Origin of the sequence: Allobosea sp. Root670, assembly GCF_001429415.1 — a bacterium.
Lineage (GTDB): Bacteria > Pseudomonadota > Alphaproteobacteria > Rhizobiales > Beijerinckiaceae > Allobosea > Allobosea robiniae.
The window spans coordinates 17,080-39,982 of the sequence record NZ_LMJU01000019.1 but is presented as its reverse complement, the minus strand read 5'-3'; the positions used below and the strand labels follow the sequence as shown (position 1 = coordinate 39,982).

At 65.5% G+C, this 22,903-nt stretch carries 18 protein-coding genes and 2 pseudogenes; 14 read left to right on the top strand and 6 right to left on the bottom strand.

The genetic code is table 11. The features are described 5' to 3' along the window. Genes ASE61_RS22585 through ASE61_RS22555 form a run of 7 tightly spaced genes read left to right on the top strand, consistent with a single transcriptional unit; the run spans position 1 to position 8,612 of the window. A complete protein-coding gene (locus tag ASE61_RS22585; protein WP_061970805.1) occupies positions 1-945 on the top strand; it encodes an ABC transporter permease in 945 nt (314 codons plus the stop codon). Continuing rightward, entirely contained in the window at positions 942-1,826 is an 885-nt protein-coding gene (locus tag ASE61_RS22580; RefSeq protein WP_082617655.1) for an ABC transporter permease, read from the top strand. Before ASE61_RS22585 ends, ASE61_RS22580 begins: the two co-directional genes overlap by 4 nt. Further along, the gene (locus tag ASE61_RS22575; RefSeq protein WP_061970803.1) at positions 1,823-2,788 is read left to right on the top strand and encodes an ABC transporter ATP-binding protein; all 966 of its coding nucleotides are present in this window, start codon (positions 1,823-1,825) and stop codon (positions 2,786-2,788) included. The genes ASE61_RS22580 and ASE61_RS22575 overlap by 4 nt, the downstream gene beginning before the upstream one ends. Next, positions 2,785-3,657: an ATP-binding cassette domain-containing protein gene (locus tag ASE61_RS22570; protein WP_061970801.1), complete on the top strand. Its 873-nt coding sequence runs from the start codon at positions 2,785-2,787 to the stop codon at positions 3,655-3,657. Before ASE61_RS22575 ends, ASE61_RS22570 begins: the two co-directional genes overlap by 4 nt. Continuing rightward, a complete protein-coding gene (locus tag ASE61_RS22565; protein WP_061970799.1) occupies positions 3,644-5,719 on the top strand; it encodes a hydantoinase/oxoprolinase family protein in 2,076 nt (691 codons plus the stop codon). The genes ASE61_RS22570 and ASE61_RS22565 overlap by 14 nt, the downstream gene beginning before the upstream one ends. Beyond that, entirely contained in the window at positions 5,716-7,458 is a 1,743-nt protein-coding gene (locus tag ASE61_RS22560) for a hydantoinase B/oxoprolinase family protein (protein WP_082617654.1), read from the top strand. The genes ASE61_RS22565 and ASE61_RS22560 overlap by 4 nt, the downstream gene beginning before the upstream one ends. Beyond that, entirely contained in the window at positions 7,455-8,612 is a 1,158-nt protein-coding gene (locus tag ASE61_RS22555) for a DSD1 family PLP-dependent enzyme (RefSeq protein WP_061970795.1), read from the top strand. Before ASE61_RS22560 ends, ASE61_RS22555 begins: the two co-directional genes overlap by 4 nt. Before the next feature lie 216 nt (positions 8,613-8,828). Here the strand turns inward: ASE61_RS22555 and ASE61_RS22550 are convergent, their stop codons facing one another. From ASE61_RS22550 to ASE61_RS22535, 4 genes are all read right to left on the bottom strand, one after another. Next, positions 8,829-9,770, bottom strand: coding sequence for an alpha/beta hydrolase (locus ASE61_RS22550; protein ID WP_061970793.1), 942 nt, complete (start codon positions 9,768-9,770; stop codon positions 8,829-8,831). Between the two features lie 97 nt (positions 9,771-9,867). After that, positions 9,868-10,761 carry an ABC transporter permease gene (locus ASE61_RS22545; protein WP_061970791.1) on the bottom strand — a complete coding sequence of 298 codons (894 nt, stop codon included), beginning with the start codon at positions 10,759-10,761 and terminating at the stop codon, positions 9,868-9,870. Beyond that, on the bottom strand, positions 10,758-11,675 hold the full coding sequence (locus ASE61_RS22540) for an ABC transporter permease (RefSeq protein WP_061970788.1): 918 nt from the start codon (positions 11,673-11,675) through the stop codon (positions 10,758-10,760). Before ASE61_RS22540 ends, ASE61_RS22545 begins: the two co-directional genes overlap by 4 nt. A 46-nt stretch (positions 11,676-11,721) precedes the next feature. Beyond that, entirely contained in the window at positions 11,722-13,224 is a 1,503-nt protein-coding gene (locus ASE61_RS22535) for an ABC transporter substrate-binding protein (protein WP_061970786.1), read from the bottom strand. Between the two features lie 431 nt (positions 13,225-13,655). Here ASE61_RS22535 and ASE61_RS22530 point away from each other — a divergent pair, with 431 nt between their 5' ends. The 5 genes and pseudogenes from ASE61_RS22530 to ASE61_RS22505 form a co-directional block, all read left to right on the top strand. Then, positions 13,656-14,264 (top strand): cupin domain-containing protein, encoded by a 609-nt coding sequence (locus tag ASE61_RS22530; protein WP_061970784.1) that lies wholly within the window; start codon positions 13,656-13,658, stop codon positions 14,262-14,264. A 65-nt stretch (positions 14,265-14,329) separates the two neighbouring features. Next, the gene (locus tag ASE61_RS22525; protein WP_061970782.1) at positions 14,330-14,674 is read left to right on the top strand and encodes a RidA family protein; all 345 of its coding nucleotides are present in this window, start codon (positions 14,330-14,332) and stop codon (positions 14,672-14,674) included. A gap of 140 nt (positions 14,675-14,814) precedes the next feature. After that, a complete protein-coding gene (locus ASE61_RS22520; RefSeq protein WP_244492989.1) occupies positions 14,815-16,167 on the top strand; it encodes an NAD(P)/FAD-dependent oxidoreductase in 1,353 nt (450 codons plus the stop codon). 435 nt (positions 16,168-16,602) lie between these two features. Next, positions 16,603-17,556: an ABC transporter permease gene (locus ASE61_RS22510; RefSeq protein WP_061970776.1), complete on the top strand. Its 954-nt coding sequence runs from the start codon at positions 16,603-16,605 to the stop codon at positions 17,554-17,556. Positions 17,557-17,678: 122 nt separating this feature from the next. Next, positions 17,679-18,068: pseudogene (locus ASE61_RS22505) on the top strand (HutD family protein); the annotation flags it as partial. A 307-nt stretch (positions 18,069-18,375) separates the two neighbouring features. On the opposite strand, the gene ASE61_RS22500 reads toward ASE61_RS22505, so the two are convergent. Then, complete coding sequence (locus ASE61_RS22500) at positions 18,376-19,005, bottom strand: LysR substrate-binding domain-containing protein (protein WP_244492988.1); 630 nt, start codon at positions 19,003-19,005, stop codon at positions 18,376-18,378. Between the two features lie 156 nt (positions 19,006-19,161). After that, positions 19,162-19,290: pseudogene (locus tag ASE61_RS27625) on the bottom strand (LysR family transcriptional regulator); the annotation flags it as partial. A 100-nt stretch (positions 19,291-19,390) separates the two neighbouring features. Here ASE61_RS27625 and ASE61_RS22495 point away from each other — a divergent pair. Beyond that, the gene (locus ASE61_RS22495) at positions 19,391-21,241 is read left to right on the top strand and encodes a CocE/NonD family hydrolase (protein ID WP_061970770.1); all 1,851 of its coding nucleotides are present in this window, start codon (positions 19,391-19,393) and stop codon (positions 21,239-21,241) included. A gap of 84 nt (positions 21,242-21,325) precedes the next feature. Further along, positions 21,326-22,876, top strand: coding sequence for an ABC transporter substrate-binding protein (locus ASE61_RS22490; RefSeq protein WP_200959678.1), 1,551 nt, complete (start codon positions 21,326-21,328; stop codon positions 22,874-22,876). Positions 22,877-22,903: the final 27 nt, after the last annotated feature.

Sequence of the window (22,903 nt, the reverse complement as noted above, 5' to 3'; positions counted from 1 at the left end):
ATGCTCCGCCTCGTCGCAGGCCGCATCGTCTCCTCGATCGGCACGCTGCTCTTCGTCGGCCTCGCGCTGTTCGCGCTGACGCGCTCCGGTCCGGGCTCCCCGGCCCGGATCGTGCTCGGGGCCGATGCGACCGCCGAGCAGATCGTGCAGTTCGAGCAGGCACACGGCCTCGATCGCCCCTTCCTGGCGCAATATGTCGCCTGGCTCGGGGATGTCGCGCATGGGGATTTCGGCAAGTCCTTCGTCACCGGCCGCGATGTCGCGAACGAGATCGTCGATGCATTGCCGGTGACGCTGGCGATCGTGCTCTTCGCCTTTCTGATCGCGCTCGTCTTCGGCATCGGCATCGGCGTGCTCGCCGCGCTCAAGCCGGGCGGAGCCTTCGACCGGGTGAGCCGCTTCGCCTCGGTGCTGGGCCTGTCGATCCCGGCCTTCTGGCTCGGCATCGTGCTGATCCGCTTCCTCGCGGTCGATCTGCGCCTGCTGCCGCCGGGCGGCTATGTCCCGCTTTCGGCCGGCCTGTCGCTGCATCTGCAGAGTATCCTGATGCCCTCGCTCTCGCTTGCGGTCTACTACATTGCCGTGCTGGCGCGGATGACGCAGGCGAGCCTGCAGGAGACCTTGCGCGGCGATTATGTCCGCACCGCCCGGGCCATGGGCCTCTCCTCCCGGCAGGTCGTGTTCTACGCGCTGGTCAACGCGCTGCCGCCGGTGGTTAACCTCGCGGCGCTGTCCTTTGGCTACATGTTCGGCTGGGCGCTGATCATCGAGCAGGTCTTCAACATTCCCGGCCTGTCGCGTGCGCTGCTGAACGCGATCTCGCAGCGCGACTTCCTGCTGCTGCAGGGCATCGTCTTCCTGTTCACCGCGATCTTCGTCTTCGCCAATCTCGGCGCCGACCTGATCAACCGAGTGCTCGATCCGCGCCAGAGGGCGACGGCATGAGCAGCCTGCGCAAAGCCCTGCATGGCCTCGACTGGAGCGGCTGGCTCGGCGCCGGGATCGTCGGGCTGATCGTGCTCGCCGCGATTTTCGCACCGCTGATCGCGCCTTACGACCCGCTCGCGCTCAATATCGAGGACAGGCTGGCCGCGCCCGACATGAGGCACTGGCTCGGCACCGACCAAGGCGGGCGCGATATCCTCAGCCGCATCCTGTTCGGCGCACGCGCCTCTCTCTTTGTCGGGATCGGTGCCGTGCTGATCGGCGGACTGATCGGCGTCTCCGCCGGGGTTTTCGCCGCCTACAAGGGCGGCCTCGGCGAGCAGATCGTGATGCGCATCGTCGACGGCGTCGCCTCAATCCCGCTGCTGGTCTGGGCGATCGCCATCGTCGGCATCCTCGGCGTCGGGCCGATGCCGCTCGGCCCGTTTCTCCTGCCGAACGAGGTCAAGATCGTCGCGCTCGTGGGCTGCCTGTTCTCTCCGGTCTTCGCGCGCGTCACCTACGCGGTGGCCAAGCGCATCGCCGGGGCCGACTATGTCCGCGCCCGCTTCCTGCAGGGCGCCTCGCACTGGCAGATCGTCATTGGCGACGTGCTGCCGAACTGCCTCTCGCCGATCATCGTGCAAGGCACGCTGCTGGTCGCGATCGGCATCGTCATCGAGGCCTCGATCAGCTTCGTCGGCCTCGGCGTGCAGCCGCCACAGCCGAGCTGGGGCACCATGCTCTCGGATGCCCGCAGCGCGATCTACTCTGGCGAGTGGTGGCTGCCCGTGTTTCCGGGGCTTGCCATCTCGCTGACCGTGATCGGCTTCAACTTGCTGGGCGATGCGGTACGCGACCTGTTCGACCCGCGCAGCGAAGCCAGGACGCTGGTCGCATGAGCCCGGCCCTGCTCAGCGTCGAGGGCCTGCGCGTCGGCTTCCGCTCCGCCGATGGCGGTGTGGTCGAGGCCGTGCGCGGCGTCGACTTTTGCGTCGCGCCCGGTGAAGCCGTCGGCATCGTCGGCGAATCCGGCTCGGGCAAGAGCCTCAGCATGTTGGCGGTGATGCGCCTGCTCGGCGCGCCTGCGCGCGTCACCGGCGGCCGGGTGGTCTTCGATGGCGAGGACCTGCTCGCCGCTGACGAGAAGCGCATGCGGGCGCTGCGCGGACGCGACATCGCCATGGTCTTCCAGGACCCGCAGAGTTCGCTCAATCCGGCGCTGACTATCGGCCGCCAGATCACCGATGTGGTGCGCGCGCATCATGACGTATCGTCAGCCGAAGCCAGGCATATCGCGGCGGAAGCGCTGGAGCGCGTCGGCATCCGCGATGCGGGCCGGCGCCTTGCCTCCTATCCGCACGAATTCTCCGGCGGGATGCGCCAGCGCGCGCTGATCGCCATGGCGATCGCCTGCCGGCCGCGCCTCCTGATCGCCGACGAGCCGACCACGGCCCTCGACGTCACCGTCCAGGCCCAGATCGTTGACCTGATCGCGGAACTGCGCCGCGAGCTCGGCCTCGCCGTCGTCTTCATCTCGCACAACCTCCAGCTCGTCGCCGAGATCGTCGACCGCGTCGTGGTGATGTATGGCGGCAAGGTCGTGGAGGATGGGCCGGTCGAGGCGATCGAGCGCGCTCCGCGCCATCCCTATACCAGCCTGCTCAAGGCCTGTGTGCCGAGCCTGTCCGGCCCGGTCGGCCCGTTGACGGCGATCGAAGGCGCGCCGCCGCGGCTCGGGCGCCTACCGGCCGGCTGCCCGTTCTCGCCGCGTTGCCCCGATGCCGCCGAGCCCTGCGCCAGCCAGATGCCGGCGCTGGTCACTGAGGCCGGGCACCGCACTGCCTGCTGGAGGCCGCGATGACCGGCCCGGTCCTCTCGTTGCGCGGCGTCTCGAAATCCTTCTCGCAGGGCGGGCTGCTCGATCGTCTGCGCAGGCGCGACAATCGGCTCGTCGCGCTCCACGATGTCAGCCTCGATGTCATGCGCGGCGATGTCGTCGGCATCGTCGGCGAAAGCGGCTCGGGCAAATCGACCTTGGCGGGCCTCGCAGTCGGGCTGGCGCAGCCGACTTCGGGCGAGGTCCTGCTCGACGGTCAGTCGATGACGGAGTTGATGCGCGACCATGCCGGGCCATGGCGCCGGCGTGTCCAGATGGTCTTCCAGGATTCGAGCAGCGCGCTGAACCCGCGCAAGAGCGTTGCCCGCTGCCTCGGCGAGACGCTGGCATTGCACGGCGTGCCCAAGCCGCAACGAGAGAGCGAGATCGTCGACCTGCTGACGCTGGTCGGGCTCGGCCGCGAGATCGGGCCGCGCCTGCCGCATGAACTCTCCGGCGGGCAGCGCCAGCGCATCGGCCTGGCGCGGGCGCTGGCGATGAAGCCGGAGGTTTTGATCGCCGACGAGCCGGTCTCGGCGCTCGACGTCTCCTTGCAGGCGCAGGTGATCAATCTTCTCTCTCGCCTGACCCGCGAACTCGGGCTGACGCTGCTCTTCATCAGCCATGATCTCGCGCTGGTGCGCACGCTGTGCAGCCGTATCGTCGTGATGCAAAAGGGCGCGATCGTCGAGCAGGGCCCTTGCCTCGACGTGCTCGACCGGCCGCAGCACCCTTACACCCAAGCCTTGATCGCCGCCGTGCCCAAAGGCCTCGCCGGCCGACGCACGCCGTTGCCCGTGCGTGCCGATGTGGCGACCCCAGAAACCCGGGAAGACATCCATGGCGCAGCATAGCTACCGGATCGGTATCGACATCGGCGGCACCTTCACCGATGTCGTCGTCGCGCGCGACGACGGGCTGATCGAGACCCGCAAGGTGCCCTCGACCCCGGATGATTACAGCCGCGGCATCGCTCAGGCGTTGAAGGCGCTGGTCGAGGATTACCAGACCACGCCCGACCGCATCACCGGCATCGTTCATGCCACCACGGTCGCGACCAACGCCATCCTCGAATACAAGGGCGCTCGCACCGGGCTCCTCACCACGGCCGGCTTCCGCGACGTGCTCGAGATGCGCCGCCTGCGCATCCCTGTGCTCTACGACCTGCAATACGACAAGCCGAAGCCGCTGGCAGCGCGACGCCTGCGTCTCGAGGTCAGCGAGCGTCTCGGTCCCGATGGCGCGGTGCGCGTGCCGCTCTCGCGGGAGGATGTCGTCGCAGCGGCGCAGCGCTTCCGCGAGGAAGGCGTCGAGGCTGTCGCGATCAGCTTCCTCCACGCCTATGCCAACCCGCAACACGAGATCGAGGCCGAGGGCATCCTGCGCGCCGAGCTAGGCGAGGGCGTCTATATCTGCCGCGGCTCGGAGATCCTGCCGGAGATCCGCGAATACGAGCGCACCTCGACCGTGGTGGTGAACGCCTATATCGGCCCGGTCGTGCGCAATTACGCCAGCGCGCTGACGGCGCGGCTCGCCTCCATCGGCGTCACCTGTCAGGTCGAGATGATGCATTCCGGCGGCGGCATCATGCGGCTGGGTTCGGCGGTGAAGCGCGCGGCCTCGCTGGTCGAATCCGGCCCGGCAGCCGGCGTCATCGCCTGCGCGCGGCTGGTTTCCGGAAGCGACGAGCCCAGCGTCATCTCCTTCGACATGGGCGGCACCACCGCCAAGGCGGCGCTGATCGAGCATGGCGAGCCGGCCCGCACCACCGAATACGAGGTCGGCGCCGGCATCAACCTGTCGAGCAAGCTGGTCAAGGGCGGCGGCTACCCTATCAAGATGCCTTTCATCGACGTCTCCGAGATCGGCGCCGGTGGCGGCAGCATCGTCGCGATCGACCGGATGAACCAGGTCTCGGTCGGCCCGCAGAGCGCCGGCGCCTATCCGGGACCGGTCTGCTATGGGCTGGGCGGCCGACAGGCGACGCTGACCGACGCTTTCCTCACGCTGGGCTACATCAACGACGTCGCGCTCGCCGGCGGCAGCTTCCCGCTCCAGGCCGATGCGGGCCGCGCAGCGCTCGACGACCAGGTCGCGCGCCCGCTCGGCCTCGACCTCCAGCAGACGGCCCGTGGCGTGCTGACGCTGGCGGTCACCACCATGACGCGGGCGGTCAAGGCGGTCTCGACCTATCGGGGCCGTGATCCGCGCCAGGCGACTTTGGTCGCCTTCGGCGGCAATGGCCCGGTGGTCGCGGCCGAGGTCGCGCGCGCGCTCGGCATCCGCCGCGTCATCGTCCCGCGCGCCGCCGGTGTCTTCAGCGCGCTCGGCCTGCTGCGCTCCGATGTCGAGCAGGAGTTCGTGCGGCCCTCGCGACGGCGGGCGGGCGAGCTCGACGATGCCGGGCTGGAGCAGCTCTTCGCCGCGCTCGGCGCCGATGCCCGCCGTATCTTGGCGCTCGAAGGCTACGATCTCGGGCAGGCCGAATTCCGCTATGCCGCCGACCTGCGCTATGTCGGCCAGGCCTATGAACTGACTGTTCCGGCGAGACGCTTCGACATCGCCGAGCTCAGCGAGCTGTTCCACCGCGAGCACGAGCGCACATACGGCCATCGCTCGCAGAAGGACGCGGTCCATCTCGTCAATGCCCGCCTGACGGCGCGCCTGCCGCTGGTCGCCCCGCCCCAGCAATTCGCCGGGGAAGCGCCGATGCGCCGGACCGACCGGCCGGTCTCCTTCGCTGCAGGCGCGCCGGCTGCGGCCATCGCTGTGATCGGCCGGGCCGATCTCGACGGCACGGCGCGGCGCGGACCCTTCGTCATCGAGGAATACGACTGCACCTGCGTGGTCGGACCCGGCCAGAGCGCCAGGCTCGACGAGGCCGGCAATATCGACATCGCTCTGGAGGCTGCATGAGCATGCGCGAGATCGACCCGATCACCCTCGAAGTCATCCGCAACGCGCTGGCCTCGACCGCCGACGAGATGGCGCTGATCGTGATGCGCTCTGCCTACTCGCCCGTCGTGCGCGACATCATGGATTATTCCACCGCGCTCTGCGATGCACAGGGCCGGGTGATCGCGCAGGGCCTGACCTTGCCGATCCAGCTCTGCTCCTTCCCGCGGATCATGGGCTTCGTCCGCGAGCGCTATGGCGACGGCCTGAAACCAGGCGACATCCTGATCGCCAACGATCCCTATGGTTCGGGTGGCCAGCATCTGCCGGATATCTACATCCTGAAGCCGATCTTCGTCGGCGGCCGGCTTTCGGGCTTTGCCGCGACGGTGGCGCATCACACCGATCTCGGCGGCATCGTGCCCGGCAGCGTCGCGATCTACGCGACGGAGATCCAGCAGGAAGGTTTGCGCATCCCGTTGCTCAGGCTCTACGACGCAGGCGAACCGGTCGAAGCGGTGTTCCGCATCCTCGAGGCGAACACGCGCTCGCCCGTCGAGGTGCTCGGCGACATCCGCGCCCAGATCGCCGCCTGCAATGTAGCCGAGGAAGGGTTGAAGACGCTCGTCGCCCGGTATGGGGCCGGGATTCTCGACACCTATATCGACGCGCTGCACGACCATGCCGAGGCGATGATGCGCGAGGTCATCCGCGCCCTGCCGAACGGCGTCTACCGCGCGACCGATTACATCGACGGCGTCGGCGAGAATCCTGAGCCGCTGCCGATCGTCGCGACCGTCACGGTCGCCGACGACACGATCGACATCGATTTCTCCGGCACCGCCGACCAGGTCGCCGCCTCGATCAACTGCCCGATCTCGCTGCCGGAATCGGCCTCCTTCTGCGCCATACGCTGTCTGTCGCAGCAGGACATCCCGAATTGCGAGGGCTATCTCAGGCCGATCACGGTCAGGGCGCCGGAGGGCTGCCTTGTCAATCCGCGCTATCCGGCTGCCTGCGGGGCGCGCGGCGTCGTCGGCTATCGCGTCTTCGATGCGATCATGCAGGCACTGGCGCAAATCGTGCCGGAGCGCGCCATCGGCGGTTCAGAGGGCGGGCCCTATCTGCTCGCCGCCGGCGGCACGCATGAGGGCCGGCCCTTCGTGCTCAACGAGATGGTGGTCGGCACCTGGGGCGCACGCGCCGGCAAGGACGGCATCGAGGGCATCTCCAACCCCGCCGCCAATCTCTCCAACCAGCCGGTCGAGATGATCGAGGCCGACATGCCGGTCGAGGTACTGCGCTATGGTCTCGTGCCGGATACGGGTGGGCCCGGCGAGTTCCGCGGCGGGCTCTCCTTCATCCGCGAGTTCCGCTTCCTCGCACCGGTCCGCTTCGTGCTGCGTGGCGACCGGCGCGACCATCCGCCCTTCGGTTTCGAGGGGGGCCGCCCTGGCGCGCCCTCGGCCCATGTCCTGATCCGCGCGGATGGCACGGAGCAGGGCCTGCCCACCATGCCGATGGAGAGCTTCACGGCGCGAGCCGGCGATGTCTTCCGCCTGATCGGCGCTGGTGGCGGCGGTTCTGGCGATGCGTTGCGCCGCGATCCCATCCGCGTTGAGGACGACCTGCGCGAGGGCAAGGTCACGTCCGAGGGCGCTGTGCGCGATTACGGCGTGGTCTTTGCCGCCGACGGCGTGAGCATCGATCACGACGCCACGGTTCACCGCCGCGCTGCGCTTGTGGAGACGAGGACATGAGCAGGACCTTGTTCGGCGCGGCTGCACTCAACAAGAAACTCGTCGGCGAGGAGGGCAGCCGCGCGCGGCTGGAGACGCCGGCCGCCGTACTCGATCTCGATCTGTTCGAGCACAATATTGCGTTGATGGCCCAGACCTGCCGGAAGGCCGGATTGAGCCTGAGACCGCATGCGAAATCGCACAAATGCGCCGAGATCACGCGCAGGCAGATGGCAGCAGGTGCGCTCGGCAATTGCTGCGCCAAGCCAGGCGAGTTGCTTGCGCTGTTCGAGGGCGGCGTGCGTGATCTCCTGCTCAGCGCCCCGATCGCCAGCCCTGCGAAGATCGAGGCGTTGGCGCGCGCAGCCGCCGCGGGCGGGCGTATCGGCGTCGTCGTCGACCGAGCCGATCTCGCCACCGCCTATGCGGAGGCAGCACAGCGGCACGGCACCGCCTTCGATGTGCTGGTCGATCTCGATGTCGGGCTGAAGCGCAGCGGCGTCGCGACGCCGGTTGAGGCTGTCGAACTGGCGAGGCTCGTTTCTGGGCTGCACGGGCTGCGCTATCGCGGTGTCCAGGCCTATCAAGGCCGTGTCCAGCATATCGACGACTTCATCGCGCGTCGCGCCGCCAATCAAGAGATGGGCAGGTTGCTGGCGTCGATGATCAAGGCTCTGCGGGAGGCCCGCCTGGCACCAGAGATCGTCTCGGGAGGCGGGACTGGAAGCCACCTCCTCGACGGCGAGGATCATTTACTGACCGAGATTCAGGCCGGCTCCTATGTCTTCATGGATGAAGCCTATAGCAGCGTCGACATGCATGGCCGAGGCGGCCCGGAGTTCAAGCCGGCGCTGCGCATCGCCGTCACCGTGATCGGGCACAGTTCCCTCGGCTTCGCCATTACCGATGGCGGCAGCAAGAGCTTCGCGCTCGACGGGCCGCCGCCGCGCGTCTTCCTGAACGGAGAATTGGTCGGACGGATCGAATGGTGCGGCGACGAATTCGGCCGCGTCCTTGCGTCGGAAGGACAATCTGCGTTGCCGATCGGCACGGTTGTCGAGTGCACTGTTCCGCACTGCGACCCCACCATCAACCTGCATGACGTCCTTCACGTGGTCCAGAACGAGAAACTGGTTGCGCTATGGATGGTCGAGGCTCGGGGACGCGCCGACTGAGGCTGGTCGGGTATTGTAAGAGGCGCAAGCGCCAGGAGCGGACATTGACCATCACCAGAAACCGGACATTCAGTTCAGATCCGCAGCCATGCTGAAGACCAGATCCGGGGGTGACACGGGATTTGGGGCCGACCCGTGGACCGCGGCGCGAGGTGCTGTCCAGCATTGAGCAATGGGGCGGGCGGCGTCGAAACCTTGCCCCGCCCCAAAGATCGCTCAGCCGATCCTCAGGCCACGCTTGATCGCGGCGTAGAGATAGGCCGCTTCTTCCCGGGCCTCGGGCGACACCGTGACGGCACGCAGAAAGCTGTGCTCAAGGTTCTTGGCCACGCGGACCTCGGCCTTCGCGCCATCCGCGTTCATCCGCTCGCCGTAGAGCAGGCCTTCGTCGTAAAGCGGGTCGAGCTCGGCGACATGGATGAAGGCCGGCGGCAGATCGGCGTAGTTCGTGGCCTGCAGCGGCACGGCATAAGGATCCTTGGTGTCGAGCTTATCCGACAGATAGGCCTTCAGATAGAATTCGAGGTCGTTCTTGTTGAACTGCGGATCGTGGTTGATCCGGACATAGCTGTCGGTCTCGATATTCGTGTTCATCGGGCCGGGATACAGCAGAACCTGCATCGCCAGCTTCGGCCCCTGGCGATCACGCGACATCATCGAGATGGCCGCGGTCAGGCCGCCTCCCGCGCTGTCACCGGCGATCGCGAGGCGATCGAGGTCGATCTTGTAGCGATCGGCGTACTTTTCGAGCCATTGCAGCGTGAAGAAGCCGTCATCGACCGCAGCCGGATAGGGGTTCTCCGGAGCCCGGCGATAATGGACGGCGACGATCTGGGCGCCGGTGCCGGCCGCCAGGTTCGCAACCACCGTATCGTGGGTGTAGAGGCTGCCGGACATATAGCCGCCGCCATGGAAGTAAACGATCGTCGGCTGCTTCTCGTCGGTCTTCTGGCTGTAGATCCGGATCGGAATCTCGCGCCCCGGCGCGGCGATGAACCAGTTGGTGACGGTGATGCTCGCCGGATACGGCTCCTTGAAGATGTCGGCATAGGCCTCGAACTGTGCGCGACGCTCGTTGGGATCCCGCGGGCGGGCCTTCGACCCGCCGCGAACCTCGCTCACCCGCTTCTTGTATTCCGTCATCGCATGTTCAATCATTTCGGCGTTCCTCTTCTTCGGTCATTCGTGGCGCGGCATCGGCCACTCGGAAGGCATCAGATCCTCGGCAACTTGCCGGGCTGGACATGTCTGGGGTTTAGTCGGCAGCGTCTCTCGGCGAGCTCAGGTCGCGTAGCCCGTCGCCTAGCAGGTTGATGCCGAGCACCAGGACCACGAGCGCGACACCGGGAATCGTGATCACCCAGGGCGTGAAGAAGACGTAGTTCCGCCCTTCCGCGATCATCAGTCCCCAGGATGGAAGCGGCGGCTGAACACCGAGCCCCAGGAACGAGAGCGCTGCCTCGAGCAGAATCGCGTGGGCGATTTCGAGCGTGAACACGACCAGGATCGGACCCAGGATGTTCGGCAGCACATGGCGCAGCATGATCCTGGCATCGGAACCGCCATAGGAGCGCGCTGCGATAATATATTCGCTGTCGCGCAACTGCATGACCGTGGCCCGCGTCACCACAGCGAAGCGATCCCATAGCAGCAGGCCGAGAACAGCGACCACGACGGTCAGAGAGCTTCCGATCAGCCCGACAACGGCGAGCGCGACCAGAACGATCGGCATGGCGAGCCGCACGGTAATGAAGAAGGAGATCATCAGATCCAGGCGGCCGCCATAGAAGCCGGCCAGCATGCCCAGCAGGATACCGATCGAGCCTGAGATCAGGACGGTGCCGAAGCCGATCAGCAATGAAATCCGGCTGCCGTAGATCAGGCGGCTGAGATAATCGCGGCCGAGCTGGTCGGTCCCCAGCATATGGGCCCAACTGCCTTCCGCTGCCCAGACCGGCGGCTTCAGCCGCATCGGCAGGTCCTGGAGATAAGGATCATACGGGGCCAGGAGCGGCGCCGCGACCGCGCAGAGAACGGCGAGGAGGACGATCGCGCCGCCGACGCTCGCGCCGGTGTTGCGCAGCCAACGCCTGGCGCGCGCGCCCAGCACCGAGGCCGATGACGGCCCGGAGAGAGACATATCGGTCATTGCAGGCGCACCCGGGGATCGATTGCGGCATTCAACAGGTCCGACGCCAGCGTGAGGACGACGAAGATCATCGAGAACATCAGCACGATCGACTGGACGACGGGGAAGTCGGCTCGCTGGATCGATTCCCAGCTGAGATAGCCGACGCCATGCAGCGCGAAGACCGTCTCGACGACCGTCGAGCCCCCGAGCAGGAAGCCGAACTGGACCGCAGCGAGCGCCACGACCGGCATCAGCGCGTTGCGCAGGGCATGGGTTGTGACGATGGCCCTGAGGCTCAGCCCCTTGGCGCGCGCGGTCCGGATGTAGTCCGCATGCAGCACCTCGATCATCCCCGCCCGCGTCAGGCGCATGATCGCCGGCATTGCATAATAGGCGAGCACGATGATCGGCAGGATGAAGCCCTGCCACTCCTCGCTTCCCGACAAGGGCAGCAGCTGCCAGTGCAGGCCGAAAATGTAGATCAGCATCAGCGCGAGCCAGAAGCTCGGTACCGCCTGGCCGACCACCGCCGTCGTCAGGCAGAGCCGGTCCAGCCAGCTGTTTCGATTCAGTGCCGCGCAGATGCCGAGCGGGATCGCCAGCAGCAGGGCCAGCCCGATCGCCAGCGTCGCGACGGTGAAGGTGACCGGGACGCGTTCCAGGATCAGCGCCGAGACCGGCTGCTTGAAGTAGTACGATTCCCCCAGATCGCCGCGGATGATGTTCCCGAGCCAGTCGAGGTATTGCAGCGCAAGCGGCCGATCCAGACCATAGCTGATGCGGATCTGCTCGACCTGCTCGGAACTTGCGCCCTCACCGGCCAGCGCCTGGGCGAGATCGGCCGAGAGGCGCAGCACGGTGAACGACACGACCGAGACCGTGAAGGCGACCAGGACGGCAACGAGGATTCGTTTCAGCGCGAAACTTGCCAATGCGAACCTCCCTCAAAATTGGGGCCGATCGAAAGCTTCATGAAGATCACTTCCAGGAAGCGCGGTAGAAGCGGTTGATCTCATCCGGAGACGGCGTGAAATCGAGCTCTTTCGAGAAAGCGTAATTGTTGACGATTTCAACGAGAGGCAGCCAATAGACCTGATCCAGGATGCGGTCCTGCGCCTCCTTGTAGAACTTCGTCCGCTCCTCGACAGATTGCGTGCCGTCAGCCTTGCGGATCGCCTCGGTCACAACCGGGTCCCGCGAAAGGTCCTGCGGCGCCTCGCCGAAATAGGTCCCGAAGGCGATCGAGGCGTCGCTGATACCCCAGAAACCGGTCGAGGCGTGGAAGAGGGGCATCTCGCGCTTGACCCATTTGTCGCGGAAGGCAGCCCAGACGTTGAAGTTCATGGCGGCGCGGATACCGACGCGCTGGAGGTCGCCGATCACCGCCTCGGTGATGAAGCGGTCCGAGGTCGAGCCGATCGAGGTCTCGAAACCGTCCGGGAGCCCCGCCTTGCCGAGAAGCTCCTTGGCCTTGGCCGGATCATAGGCGTAGTCGACCCCCGGTGCGGGACAGGCAAGCTGCTTGGTCGCGCAGACGGTTTTGAGCGTGGCCGCTCCACCACGGATGAGATTCTTGGCGATCGCGTCGCGATTGACCGCATGGGCGACGGCGCGCCGGACCTCGGGGCGCGCGAGCGGCGACTGCGGGTCAAGCGCATTGAAGGTCAGGAAGGCGACCCGCAGAGTTGGCGAGCGTTCGACCCGGATGGTGGGGATGCTCTCCAGTTGGTCGGCCTGGTCCGGTGTCAGCCGCCACAGGAATTCGGCGCGCTTGGTCATCAGCTCGCCCATCATCAGGTTGAGGTCTTTCTGGGTCCGGACGACGACCCGCTTGATGCGCGCCTTGGGCTTCGTCCCGCCTGTGAAATAGGCGTCGTTCCGCTCCATCACGTATTCGCGCCCGGGGGAGAACGAGGTGACCTTATAGGGACCGGTGCCGACCGGATTCTTGCCCATTCCGGCGGTGCCGACCTTCTTGTAGTATTGATCCGGATAGATCGGCACGCCCAGCGTGAGATATTCCAGCGCGGCCGGGAACGGGCGCTTCAGCTTGATGCGCACGGTGTATTGATCGACCTTCTCGACGGCGTCGATCCAGCTGACCATCTGCACCAGGAGGATCTTGTTGTTGGGATCCTTGACGTAGTCGATCGTGTAGACGACGTCGTCGGCGTCGAAATCCTCGCCGTTATGGAATTTGACGCCCTTCCGCAGCTCGAAGAGGAGGCTGGTCGGGCTCTCCCACTTCCAGCTCGTGGCGAGATTGCCGACATACTCCCCGGTCTTGGGATCCCGATCGACGAGCCCGTCCCAGACGTTGTTCATCAGGGTGAGGCCGGAGTGATCCGTGAAGTAATAGACGTCGAGGGTGGTCTGCTCGCGATCCCATGACACGGTGAGCGTGTCGTTGGCCTTTCCGGCAAAGGCAGGAGTTGCGGCAGCAAGGCCGAGCAACAGAGCAGCAGCGCGTGAGATGGTCATCGCAATCCCCTTGATATCGTTGGAAATGATCGAGTTCTCCGGCCGCGCAGCGGCAGCCGTTTCGCCTGGCCATCTGGACGGGTCACAACTCCGGAGGCCAGCAAGCGCAGGAGGAACCCCGGCGCTGCGGCGGGCATGCCGATTTGACAGCGATGTCGGCGACAGCGACGCCTTTCCCGGAAGGCATCTGCGAAACTGCGGCATTCGAGCCTCCCAAGGCGACCTTCTCCGGGGCTTCGTGAACATTGCTTCACTATGTTGAATTCGATGTCAAGGGATTGAGGTGTCCCGTGAGGGGTGCCGCGCCGCGAGGTCTCTAATATCGCTGATATCGTTTGATAATTTTGTTTGAGGGCAATATCGCATCAAGGCAATTGCGCCCTTCAATGAATTTCACTATGGTCTGTTTTCACTTTACTGGATTTCCCTGCATGCCGAAGCCTCTCTCTGTCGCGACCGATCCGGCGCCCTCCGATGATGACGCCGCCCAGATCGGGCAGCGGCTGCGCGCGCTCCGCACCGACAGGAAGCTCACGATCCTCGAACTGGCGACAAAGGCGGGGCTGTCCGCCGGGATCATCAGCCAGATCGAGCGCGGCAATTCGAACCCCTCGATCAGCACGCTGCAGAAGCTGAGGAGCGCACTCGGGGTGAATCTCTGGGCCTTCCTCGAGCGCGAGCCGGAGACGAATGACGAACCAACCTTCGTGCGCCGCCGGGAAAACCGTCCGCGCTTCGTCGTCGGACCCGGCCTCCTGACCAAGGAGCTGCTGTCGCCGAAGGATAACAATCAGCTCCGCTTCATGATCCTGACCTTGCCGCCGGGAGCGACCAGCGACGACGTCCTGACCGGGCCGGGCGACAAGGCCGGCTACGTCCTTTCCGGCCGGGTGGAGCTGGCTGTCGGCAACGCCGTGGCGGAGATTCGAGAGGGCGACAGCTTCCAGTTCGAGAGCAGCATCCCGCATCACCTGGTCAATCGCAGCAGCGAAGAGGCCAAGCTGGTCTGGATCATCCGCATCAGAGAGGCACATCTTTAAGCGGTAGGCGGCGGTTGGTTCCGCCCCGCCGGTCTTCTTCCACTCGCGCAACGAACAGAGGCACAATGATCACCCGTCATGAAGTCACCGGCCGCCTGAGCAAGGTCCTGATTGCGAACGGCTTCGCTTTCCTCTCCGGGCTGACCGCCAAGGACCGCAGCGGCGGCGTGCGTGAGCAGACGGCCGATATTCTGGCCCAGATCGATTCCTACCTCGCGATGGCCGGCACCGACCGCACCCGTCTCGTCACGGCCAATATCTGGCTGAAGGATGTTGGCACGTTCAACGAAATGAACGCCGTCTGGGAAACCTGGGTTGACCCCGAGCAGCCGCCGGCGCGCGCGACGGTCGAGGCCCGGCTCGCGGCCGACGACATCCTGGTCGAGGTTCAGGTTCAGGCGCTCGTCTAGGGGCGCCGCAGGCGCCGCGCCTTTCCACGTCCTTCTTCAAGAAAATCGGTTGCGACATGTCACGAGATCCTGCTGTTCCCAGCATGCTCCCAGGTGATCCGTCCTGGTGGTTCACCGATGCTCTGAAGGCGGAGGGCGGCGTGGCGTCGTCCCCCTCGCTCAGCGGTGAGATCACGGCCGATGTCGCCATCGTCGGCGGCGGCTTCACGGGATTATGGACGGCGCTGGCTCTGCGCGAGCGCGCGCCTGGACTGAGCGTGGTGCTCATCGAGGCCTCGCTCTGCGGCTCGGGGGCGAGCGGCAAGAATGGCGGCAAGACCCATGGCTACTGGGGTTCGCTCGGCGGGATAGAAGCCTCGCTCGGCGCCGATGCCGCGCTCGCCGTCGCCCGTGCCGGCACCAAGGCGCAAGATGCCATCCGCCGCTTCGCGACCGCGCCGGGGCGCGACGTCTGGTGGCGTGAAAGCGGCAATGTCCGGATCTCCACCTGTCCTGCGCAGGACGCCAAGGTCGCAGCCGCCGTCGAGACGGCCGAACGGCTGGGAGTTTCCGACACCGCCAGGGCGCTCTCGCCGGCGGAAGTCGCGGCCTATTGCAAGTCGCCCGTCTTCCGCGGCGGCATCTACCTTCCCGAAGGTGCCAATGTGCACCCGGCCCGGCTCGCCCGGGCATTGCGCCGCGCCGCAATCGAGGCAGGCGTCACGATCTACGAAAACACGCCTCTGTCCGGTCTGGACAGCGGCTCGCCGAACCGGCTTCGGACGCCGGGCGGGCAGATTCTCGCACGCGACGTCGTTCTCGCCACCAATACCGGTCTCGCCAGCCGTCGCGAGATCAAACCCTATGTCAGCGTCTTTTCAAGCTATGCGTTGATGACCGAGCCCGTGCCTGAGAAGCTGGAGGAGATCGGCTGGACGGGCGAGCAAGGCCTCGCCGACATGCGCATGTTCGTGCATTATTTCCGCACGACCATCGACGGGCGTGTGTTGATGGGATCGGGCTCGGGCCCGATCAGCTACAATGGCAACGCGGTCGACCCCATCCTGACGCAGGATGCGGCATCGGCCGCCAGGGCTGAGCGTGGCCTGCGGCGACTTCTGCCCGGCCTGGGCAATGTCGGAGTGGCCAGGATCTGGGGTGGTGGCCTCGACGTCTCGTCCGATCGCCTGCCGTTTTTCCGGACCTTGCCCAGCACGCGCGTGCATTATGGCTGCGGCTATTCCGGCCATGGCGTCAACCCCACCTATATCGGCGGACAATCTCTCGCTTCGCTCGTCCTCGGCGAGCAGGATGAATGGGCCAATCTTCCGTTTTGCCGCCGAGAGCTGTCCGCGCTGCCGCCGGAGCCTTTCCGGGTTGTCGGAGGCCGTTTCGTGCGCTGGGGCATTATCGGCTGCGAGGAGGCGGACGAACGCCGCGAGACGCCCTCGGTGGCGATGCGCGCGGCTGCCGCGATTCCGAAGGTGTTCGGGCTGCGTATCGGCACCCGCTGATTACCTCCCATACTGCGGCAAAGCAGTCATTCGCTGCCGCTCGCAAAAGCGATCGAGGAGCTGAAGTTCAGCTGTCCTGTCTTGTTAGCCCGCTGGCCGATCTAGGCATCGACCAGAACGGGGCTATCGAGAATTTCGGTGCGCACGTCGACACTCAAGCCGAACTGGCGTTGCAGGCCTGGGGAACGGATTTCGCGCATCCGAGCGCTCGTCTGCGTGTCCCTTCCGACATGCTGCAAGCAATGGCGAGCCACAACCAATCGAAGATGCCTATAGGAGTGCTTCTCGCTCGTCGGCTCGCTTATAACCTGATCGTATAACGACATAACGAGAAACCATCTTGAGATCGGATTGAATGCTTCTAACCTGCCTTAGTCGGCATAAGAACGCCCTTGATTTGAGGCGGCCTGACGACGCAGGGGAATTTAGAACAGGATGTCCGCAGAGTTTATCCTCAAGAGATTAGCTTACATCATTGTTACGCTATTTCTCATTTCGGCTGCGATATTTTTTGTTACCCAAATTCTCCCGGGCAACGCTGCCCAGATGATCTTGGGAGAGCATGCCGCGCCCGGGCAGATCGAAGAACTCGTCATCAAGCTTGGGCTGAACCGGCCGAGCATCGTCCAATATGGCGACTGGCTGGGTGGCATTCTTCGAGGCGATTGGGGCACCTCGCTGGCGATCGGACAGCCTGTCCTCAACCTGACGCTGACGGCGCTCGCGCGCTCTGCGGTGCTGGGGGCCGTCGCGCTCATTCTGGTGACGATCGTAGCGATCCCCCTCGGCGTCCTCGCCGCCGACCGGCAGGGGCGGCCGACGGACGTCGCGGTCAGCGTCGGGTCCTATATCGGCGTTTCGTTGCCCGAGTTCGTGACCGCCACGCTGCTGCTGGTGATCTTCACCCGCCCCGAGCTCGGCCTGTTTCCTGCCGGGGGATATGTCTCGGTCGCCGAAGGCGGCGTGGCCGCCTTCCTGAGCCATCTCGTCCTGCCTGCGGTGACGCTGACCATCGTCATGACCGCCCATATCTCACGCCAGACCCGGTCGGAAATGGTCGAAGTGCTCGAGAGCGACTATGTCCGAACGGCTCGGCTCAAGGGGCTCTCGCACCGCGCCGTGCTCTGGCGCCACGCGCTCCCCAACAGCCTGCTGCCGACCATCACGATCATCGCCCTCGATGTCGGCTACCTCATCGGCGGCATTCTCGTCGTCGAGGAGGTCTTCGCCTATCCCGGAATCGGGCGGCTGATGATCTTCGCGATCCAGAACCGGGACCTGCCGCTTCTGCAGTGCGTCGCGCTGATCATCTCGGCGATCTACGCGCTCGCCAACCTGATCGCGGATCTCTCCTATGCTCTCGTCGACAGGCGCATCAAGTATGACTGACCTCATGCCGCCCTGGCTCGGCCGCCTGCTGAGGAACCCCCTGGGCATTGCCGGGGTCGTCATCCTCTCGGTGCTGATGGTGGCCGTGGTCTTCGGGCCCGCGCTCGCGCCCTTGCTACGATCGCCATCAGGTTGTCGTAGAAGGCGAAGGCCTGTTTCTCGACGCGGGCTCAGCGACGATCGACCTGTCCGAGGCTTTGAAGCCGGTTCAGTATGGCGGCGAGTTGAAGATTGTCAGCCGATTGGAAAATGGACCGGTAAAAGTCCTCAATCTGATGATCAACCGATCCGAGGCTACCGGTGGAATGACGGCCATGGGCGCAGGGAGCAGTGCAGATTTTCGACCGGGCGCCCATGTTTTTTATGCCGTGAAGGAAGACGCCCACCTTTGTCTAACCGGCACCGCGCATCACGTCTCGGCGGGAGACGCGATTGCCCTTGAAGCGGCAGAGCTGTTCGTGGCTACCGTCCAGACCGGCACCCTCATCGCAGCGTCGATCTATGCCAAATGAGCGGATGACCACCGCACGTTCTGGAACGTTGCGCCATGGGCGGACATTGGCTCCTGACGGCAATCGCATGCCTTCCAGCAGCAGGGAAGCGCACCGCAGCGCGGAACATTGCGCGCCTCAGAACGGAGCGGCCAGCAAAGACGATCTTGCCTGCCACTCCGAAAGGCTAACGCATTGGCTACGAGAACAACGCTCGCGCGACATCGAAAGAATCTGGATGCTCCCGATTTGGTGTCGATGAGCGGACCTTCAATCCGGCAATCGGCTCATCGGGCGGGTTATCATCCCGAGCCTCCGGCTCGGCAGATTAACCGAAAGACGTCCTGATCGTGCCCCAAAGCGCTTTCGCGCGCTCTGCGATCGCGCCCGAAAGTTCCCGTCCCAATCGCGAGCGGCTTTGCCAGGCGGGGAAAACGAAGCCGTAGCGCAGTTCGATGGCTGGGCGGAACGGCCGGAAGATCAAGCCTGGCGTTCCGCTCGAATGCGCGACGAAGGGGTCCGCGACGCAACAGCCGAGGCCGCGCGCCGCGAGTTGGCATGCGATCATGCCGCTCTGCGTCTCGAAGCGCGAATCAGGCGCAACTCCTGTCTCGTCCGCCTGGCGCTCGATCTCCTTCTGGATCAGCGAGCGGCGGTGGGTGGCAATGAAGCTGGTGCTGGCGAGGTCCGCGACCGTCACCGCCTCCAGCCGCGCTAGCGGATGGCTGTCCGCCATGGCTGCCACGGCCTCGATGCGCAAGAATTCCTCGGTCTCGAAACCGGCATGGCTGATCGGGAGAACGGTGATGCCGAGATCGAAATGCTCCTGGCCCAGCCAGTTGTCGATGTCGATGCGAACCCGCGAATCGACGCTGGCCGTGAAGCGTGGGTCGCTCCGGGACAGCGTGGCCACCGCATCGATGACGATCGCTTCGGCCACATGCGGCGCGGCGAGCACGCGGATGTGGTGGCGTCCGCCGCGGCGCAGTTGGGAGGCAAAGCGCTCGAGTCCGTCATGGCCCTGCAGCAGCCGCTCGACATGCTGGTAGAACTCGCGGCCTTCGGCGGTCAGCGTCAGGCGTTTGTTGTGCCGATCGAAGAGCTGGAAACCGAGCTCGGCCTCGAGCGCGCTGAGCAGCCGCCCGATCTGCGGCTGGGTACGTCCGAGCCGGACCGCAGCCTGCGATACCGTTCCGGCCTCGACGAAGGCGCGCAGCGCCTCCAAACCTCGCAACCCCAGCATTCGACGCCGCCCTTATGTGAAAAAGGCACTATTGATTCGTTATTACGCATTTGACGCATATGTCGAGTGTTGCGACGCTCGTGTTTCAAACTGGAATGGTATGAAACGGGCGATTGTGATGGGGACCGAGAATCCAGCCTGGCGGGTGACTCCCTGGGCCTATCTGAAGGAGCGGAAGCGCCCCTACGGCGTCTCGAAGAAGCCTTTCTCGCACTATGTGGCGATGCCTGACGGCTGCAGGCTCGCCGTTGATGTCTACCTGCCGCAGACTCCGGAAGGCCTTGCGGCCAAGGGGCCGTTTCCGGCGATCACCATCTTCACCCCCTATTACCGCCGCTTCGCGCTGGCGGACTCCACGAAGGGCGACGAGGTCACGCCCGGTTCCTTCCGCTATCGCGACAATTTCGTACCCGCCGGCTATGCGCTGGTGGTGATCGATGTGCGCGGCACGGGGGCGAGCTTCGGCACGCGCGACAGCTTCCGTTCGCCGCGCGAGCGCGAGGACTGCCGCGCCATCGCGGACTGGATCGTGACGCAGCCCTGGTCGAACGGGGCGATCGGCGCCACCGGCGTGTCCTATCTCGGCGCGGCGTCCGACTTCCTCGCAAGCACCGGCCACAAGGCGGTCAAGGCGATCGCGCCGCTGTTTGCGGTCTGGGACACCTATTCCGACCATTACTATCCGGGCGGCATTCTGCTGAAGGAGCTGGCGCGGGTCTATGACGACCTGATGATCGCGATGGACCACGACCGGCGCGACCTGTTGAAGAACATCGCCTACTACGCCAACCCGAACTATGCCGGCCCGCAGCCGGTGGACGAGGATGCGGACGGGGCGCTCTGCCGGCAGGCGATCACCGAGCATATCGGCAATTTCCACATGCCGGACTTCATCACCGAGTTCAAATTCAAGGGCGACACGCTGCCCTACGACCCGGAATTCACCTCCGCGAAGTTCAGCCCCTACGGCTTCTATGATGGGATCGATCCAGAGGTGGCGGTTTATTCGGTTTCGGGCTGGATGGACGGCGCGGGCTACGCCAACGGCTCGATCAGCCGCTTCCTGACGCTGCCGAACCCGAAGCGCCATCTGCTGCTCGGCCCCTGGGACCATGGCGCGCGCATCGACTGCTCGCCCTGGCGGCCGAAGGTGGAGCCCGATTTCCCGATCGTCGGCGAGGTGCTGCGCTTCTTCGACGAGTACCTGATGGGGCTCGACACCGGGCTCCGCGACGAGGCGCCGATCCACTACTACACCATGCATGAGGAAGCCTGGCAGGAGGCGGCCGCTTGGCCGCCGATCGAAGCCAGCGAAACGCTGCATTTCGACGACGGTGCGCGCCTCTCGCCGCAGGCCGGCGCCGCGGGCGCGGACGGGTATCAAGTCGATTTCAGCAAGGGCACCGGCGGCCAGACCCGCTACGAGCGCATCGCCGCGATCGACAGCCGCGACTACTATATCGACTGGCAGGGCCGCGACGAGGCGATGCTGCGCTACGATTCCGCGCCGCTGGAGCGGGACTGGCAGGTTTCGGGACATGTGATCGCCGATCTGCTTGTTTCGTCGAGCGAGCCCGACGCCGCGATTTTCGTGTATCTTTCGGAGGTCGAGGCCGACGCCACCGTGCGCTACGTCACCGAGGGGCTGCTGCGGGCGTTGCATCGCAAGGAGAGCGAGTGCCCGCCGGAGCATCGCACGACCTGGCCGTTCCGCAGCTTCACCCGGGCCGACGCCGCGCCGATGCCGGTCGGCGAGCCGCAGCGCCTGCATTTCGCGCTGCTGCCGACGTCGTGGACCTTCAAGGCAGGCAGCCGCATCCGCATCGCGATCGCGGGCGCCGATGCCGATCATTGCGGGCAGGTGCCGCATGGCCGGCCGCCGAAGCTGACGCTGCATCGTGGCGCCACAACGAATTCGACGATCAGATTGCCGGTGAGGCCCGCAGTCTGAGAAGGTCGCAAAAGATCACGCCCGGTCATGAGGAGATGGGCGGGCGTGGAGACTGATCCTGAAACGGGACGGAGGGGAACGATGATGACGACTCGGAGCATGGCGGCGGCGTTGACCGTCGCGGCGACACTCGGCCTGGGGGCCGGCGCGGCCCAGGCCGGCAAGGCGGACGACACGCTGGTCTTCGCCTCGGCCAGCGAGGTCGACACGGTCGATCTCTACTACCAGAACCTGCGCGAGGTCGTGATCATCGCGCAGCAGATGTGCGACACGCTGATGTATCGCGACCCGATCAAGGGCGAATACAAGCCGCTGCTCTCGACCGGCTATCGCTGGATCGACGACAAGACTCTCGAGTTCAAGCTCCGCAAGGGGCTGAAATTCTCGAACGGCAAGGAACTGACGGCGGCCGACGTCGCCTACACCTACAACCATGCCCGCCAACCCGACAGCGGCGTCGTCACGCGCCTGCTGGTCGACTGGATCGAGAATGTCGAGGCGCCCAGCGCCGATACGGTGATCTTCAAGGCCAAGGCGCCGACGCCGGCCGCGATCGAATACTTCTCCGGCATCACGCCGATCTATCCCGAAGGGCATTACGACAAGGCGCCGACGGTCAACACCGGCGGCAAGGCGCGGCGCGACTGGGGCGCCGTCCAGCCGGTCTGCGTCGGCCCCTATAACCTCAAGGAGTTCAAATCCGGCTCCTCGGTGACGCTGGTCAAGAACGACGCCTATTTCGCCGATAGCCCGAAGGGCAAGCCGTCGATTGGCACGCTGATCTACAAGACCATCCCCGACACCGACACGCAGCTCGCCGAGCTGGTCACCGGCGGGCTCGACTGGATCTGGGGCGTGCCGTCCGAGAACGCCAAGCAGCTGGCCGCGATGCCGAGCGTCACGGTCAAGGCCGCGCCGACGACGCGCATGTCGTTCCTTTCGCTCGACGCGGCGGGGCGTTCCGGCGACAACCCGATGAAGGATGTGCGCGTCCGCCGGGCGATGTTCCACGCCATCGACCGGGCGGCGATCTCGCGCGAGCTCGTCGGCGAGGGCTCCGAGGTGCTGCGCTTCATGTGCGACGCCCGCCAGTTCGGCTGCGACACCAAGACCGAGGAATATGCCTACGATCCGGCCAAGGCCAAGGCGCTGCTGAAGGAGGCCGGGCATCCCGACGGCTTCACCATCCCGATCTACGCCTATCGCGACCGGCCCTACACCGAGGCGGTGATGAACTATCTGCGCGCCGTCGGCATCAAGACCGATCTGCGCTACCTGCAGTGGCGGGCGCTGCGCCCGATCCTGCAGGAGGGCAAGGCCGAGGTGGCGCATCTGAGCTGGGGCTCGCAGGGCGTGCTCGATGCCTCGGCCTCGGTGAGCAATTATTTCAAGTTCAGCATCGACGATTATGCCCGCGACGAGCAGGTGCGCGACTGGCTGCAGGCGGCGGACACCAGCGTCGACCCGGAGAAGCGCAAGGAGCTTTACGGCAAGGCGCTCGCCCGCATCAACGAGCAGGCCTATATGGTGCCGCTGTTCAGCTACGGCCGGACCTATGCCTTCAACGCGGAACTCGACCTGCCGGTGACGCCGGACGAGCTCGCCCACTTCTATCTGGCACGCTGGAAGAAGTGAGCATGGAGGCGGCCGCCGCAGTCTGAT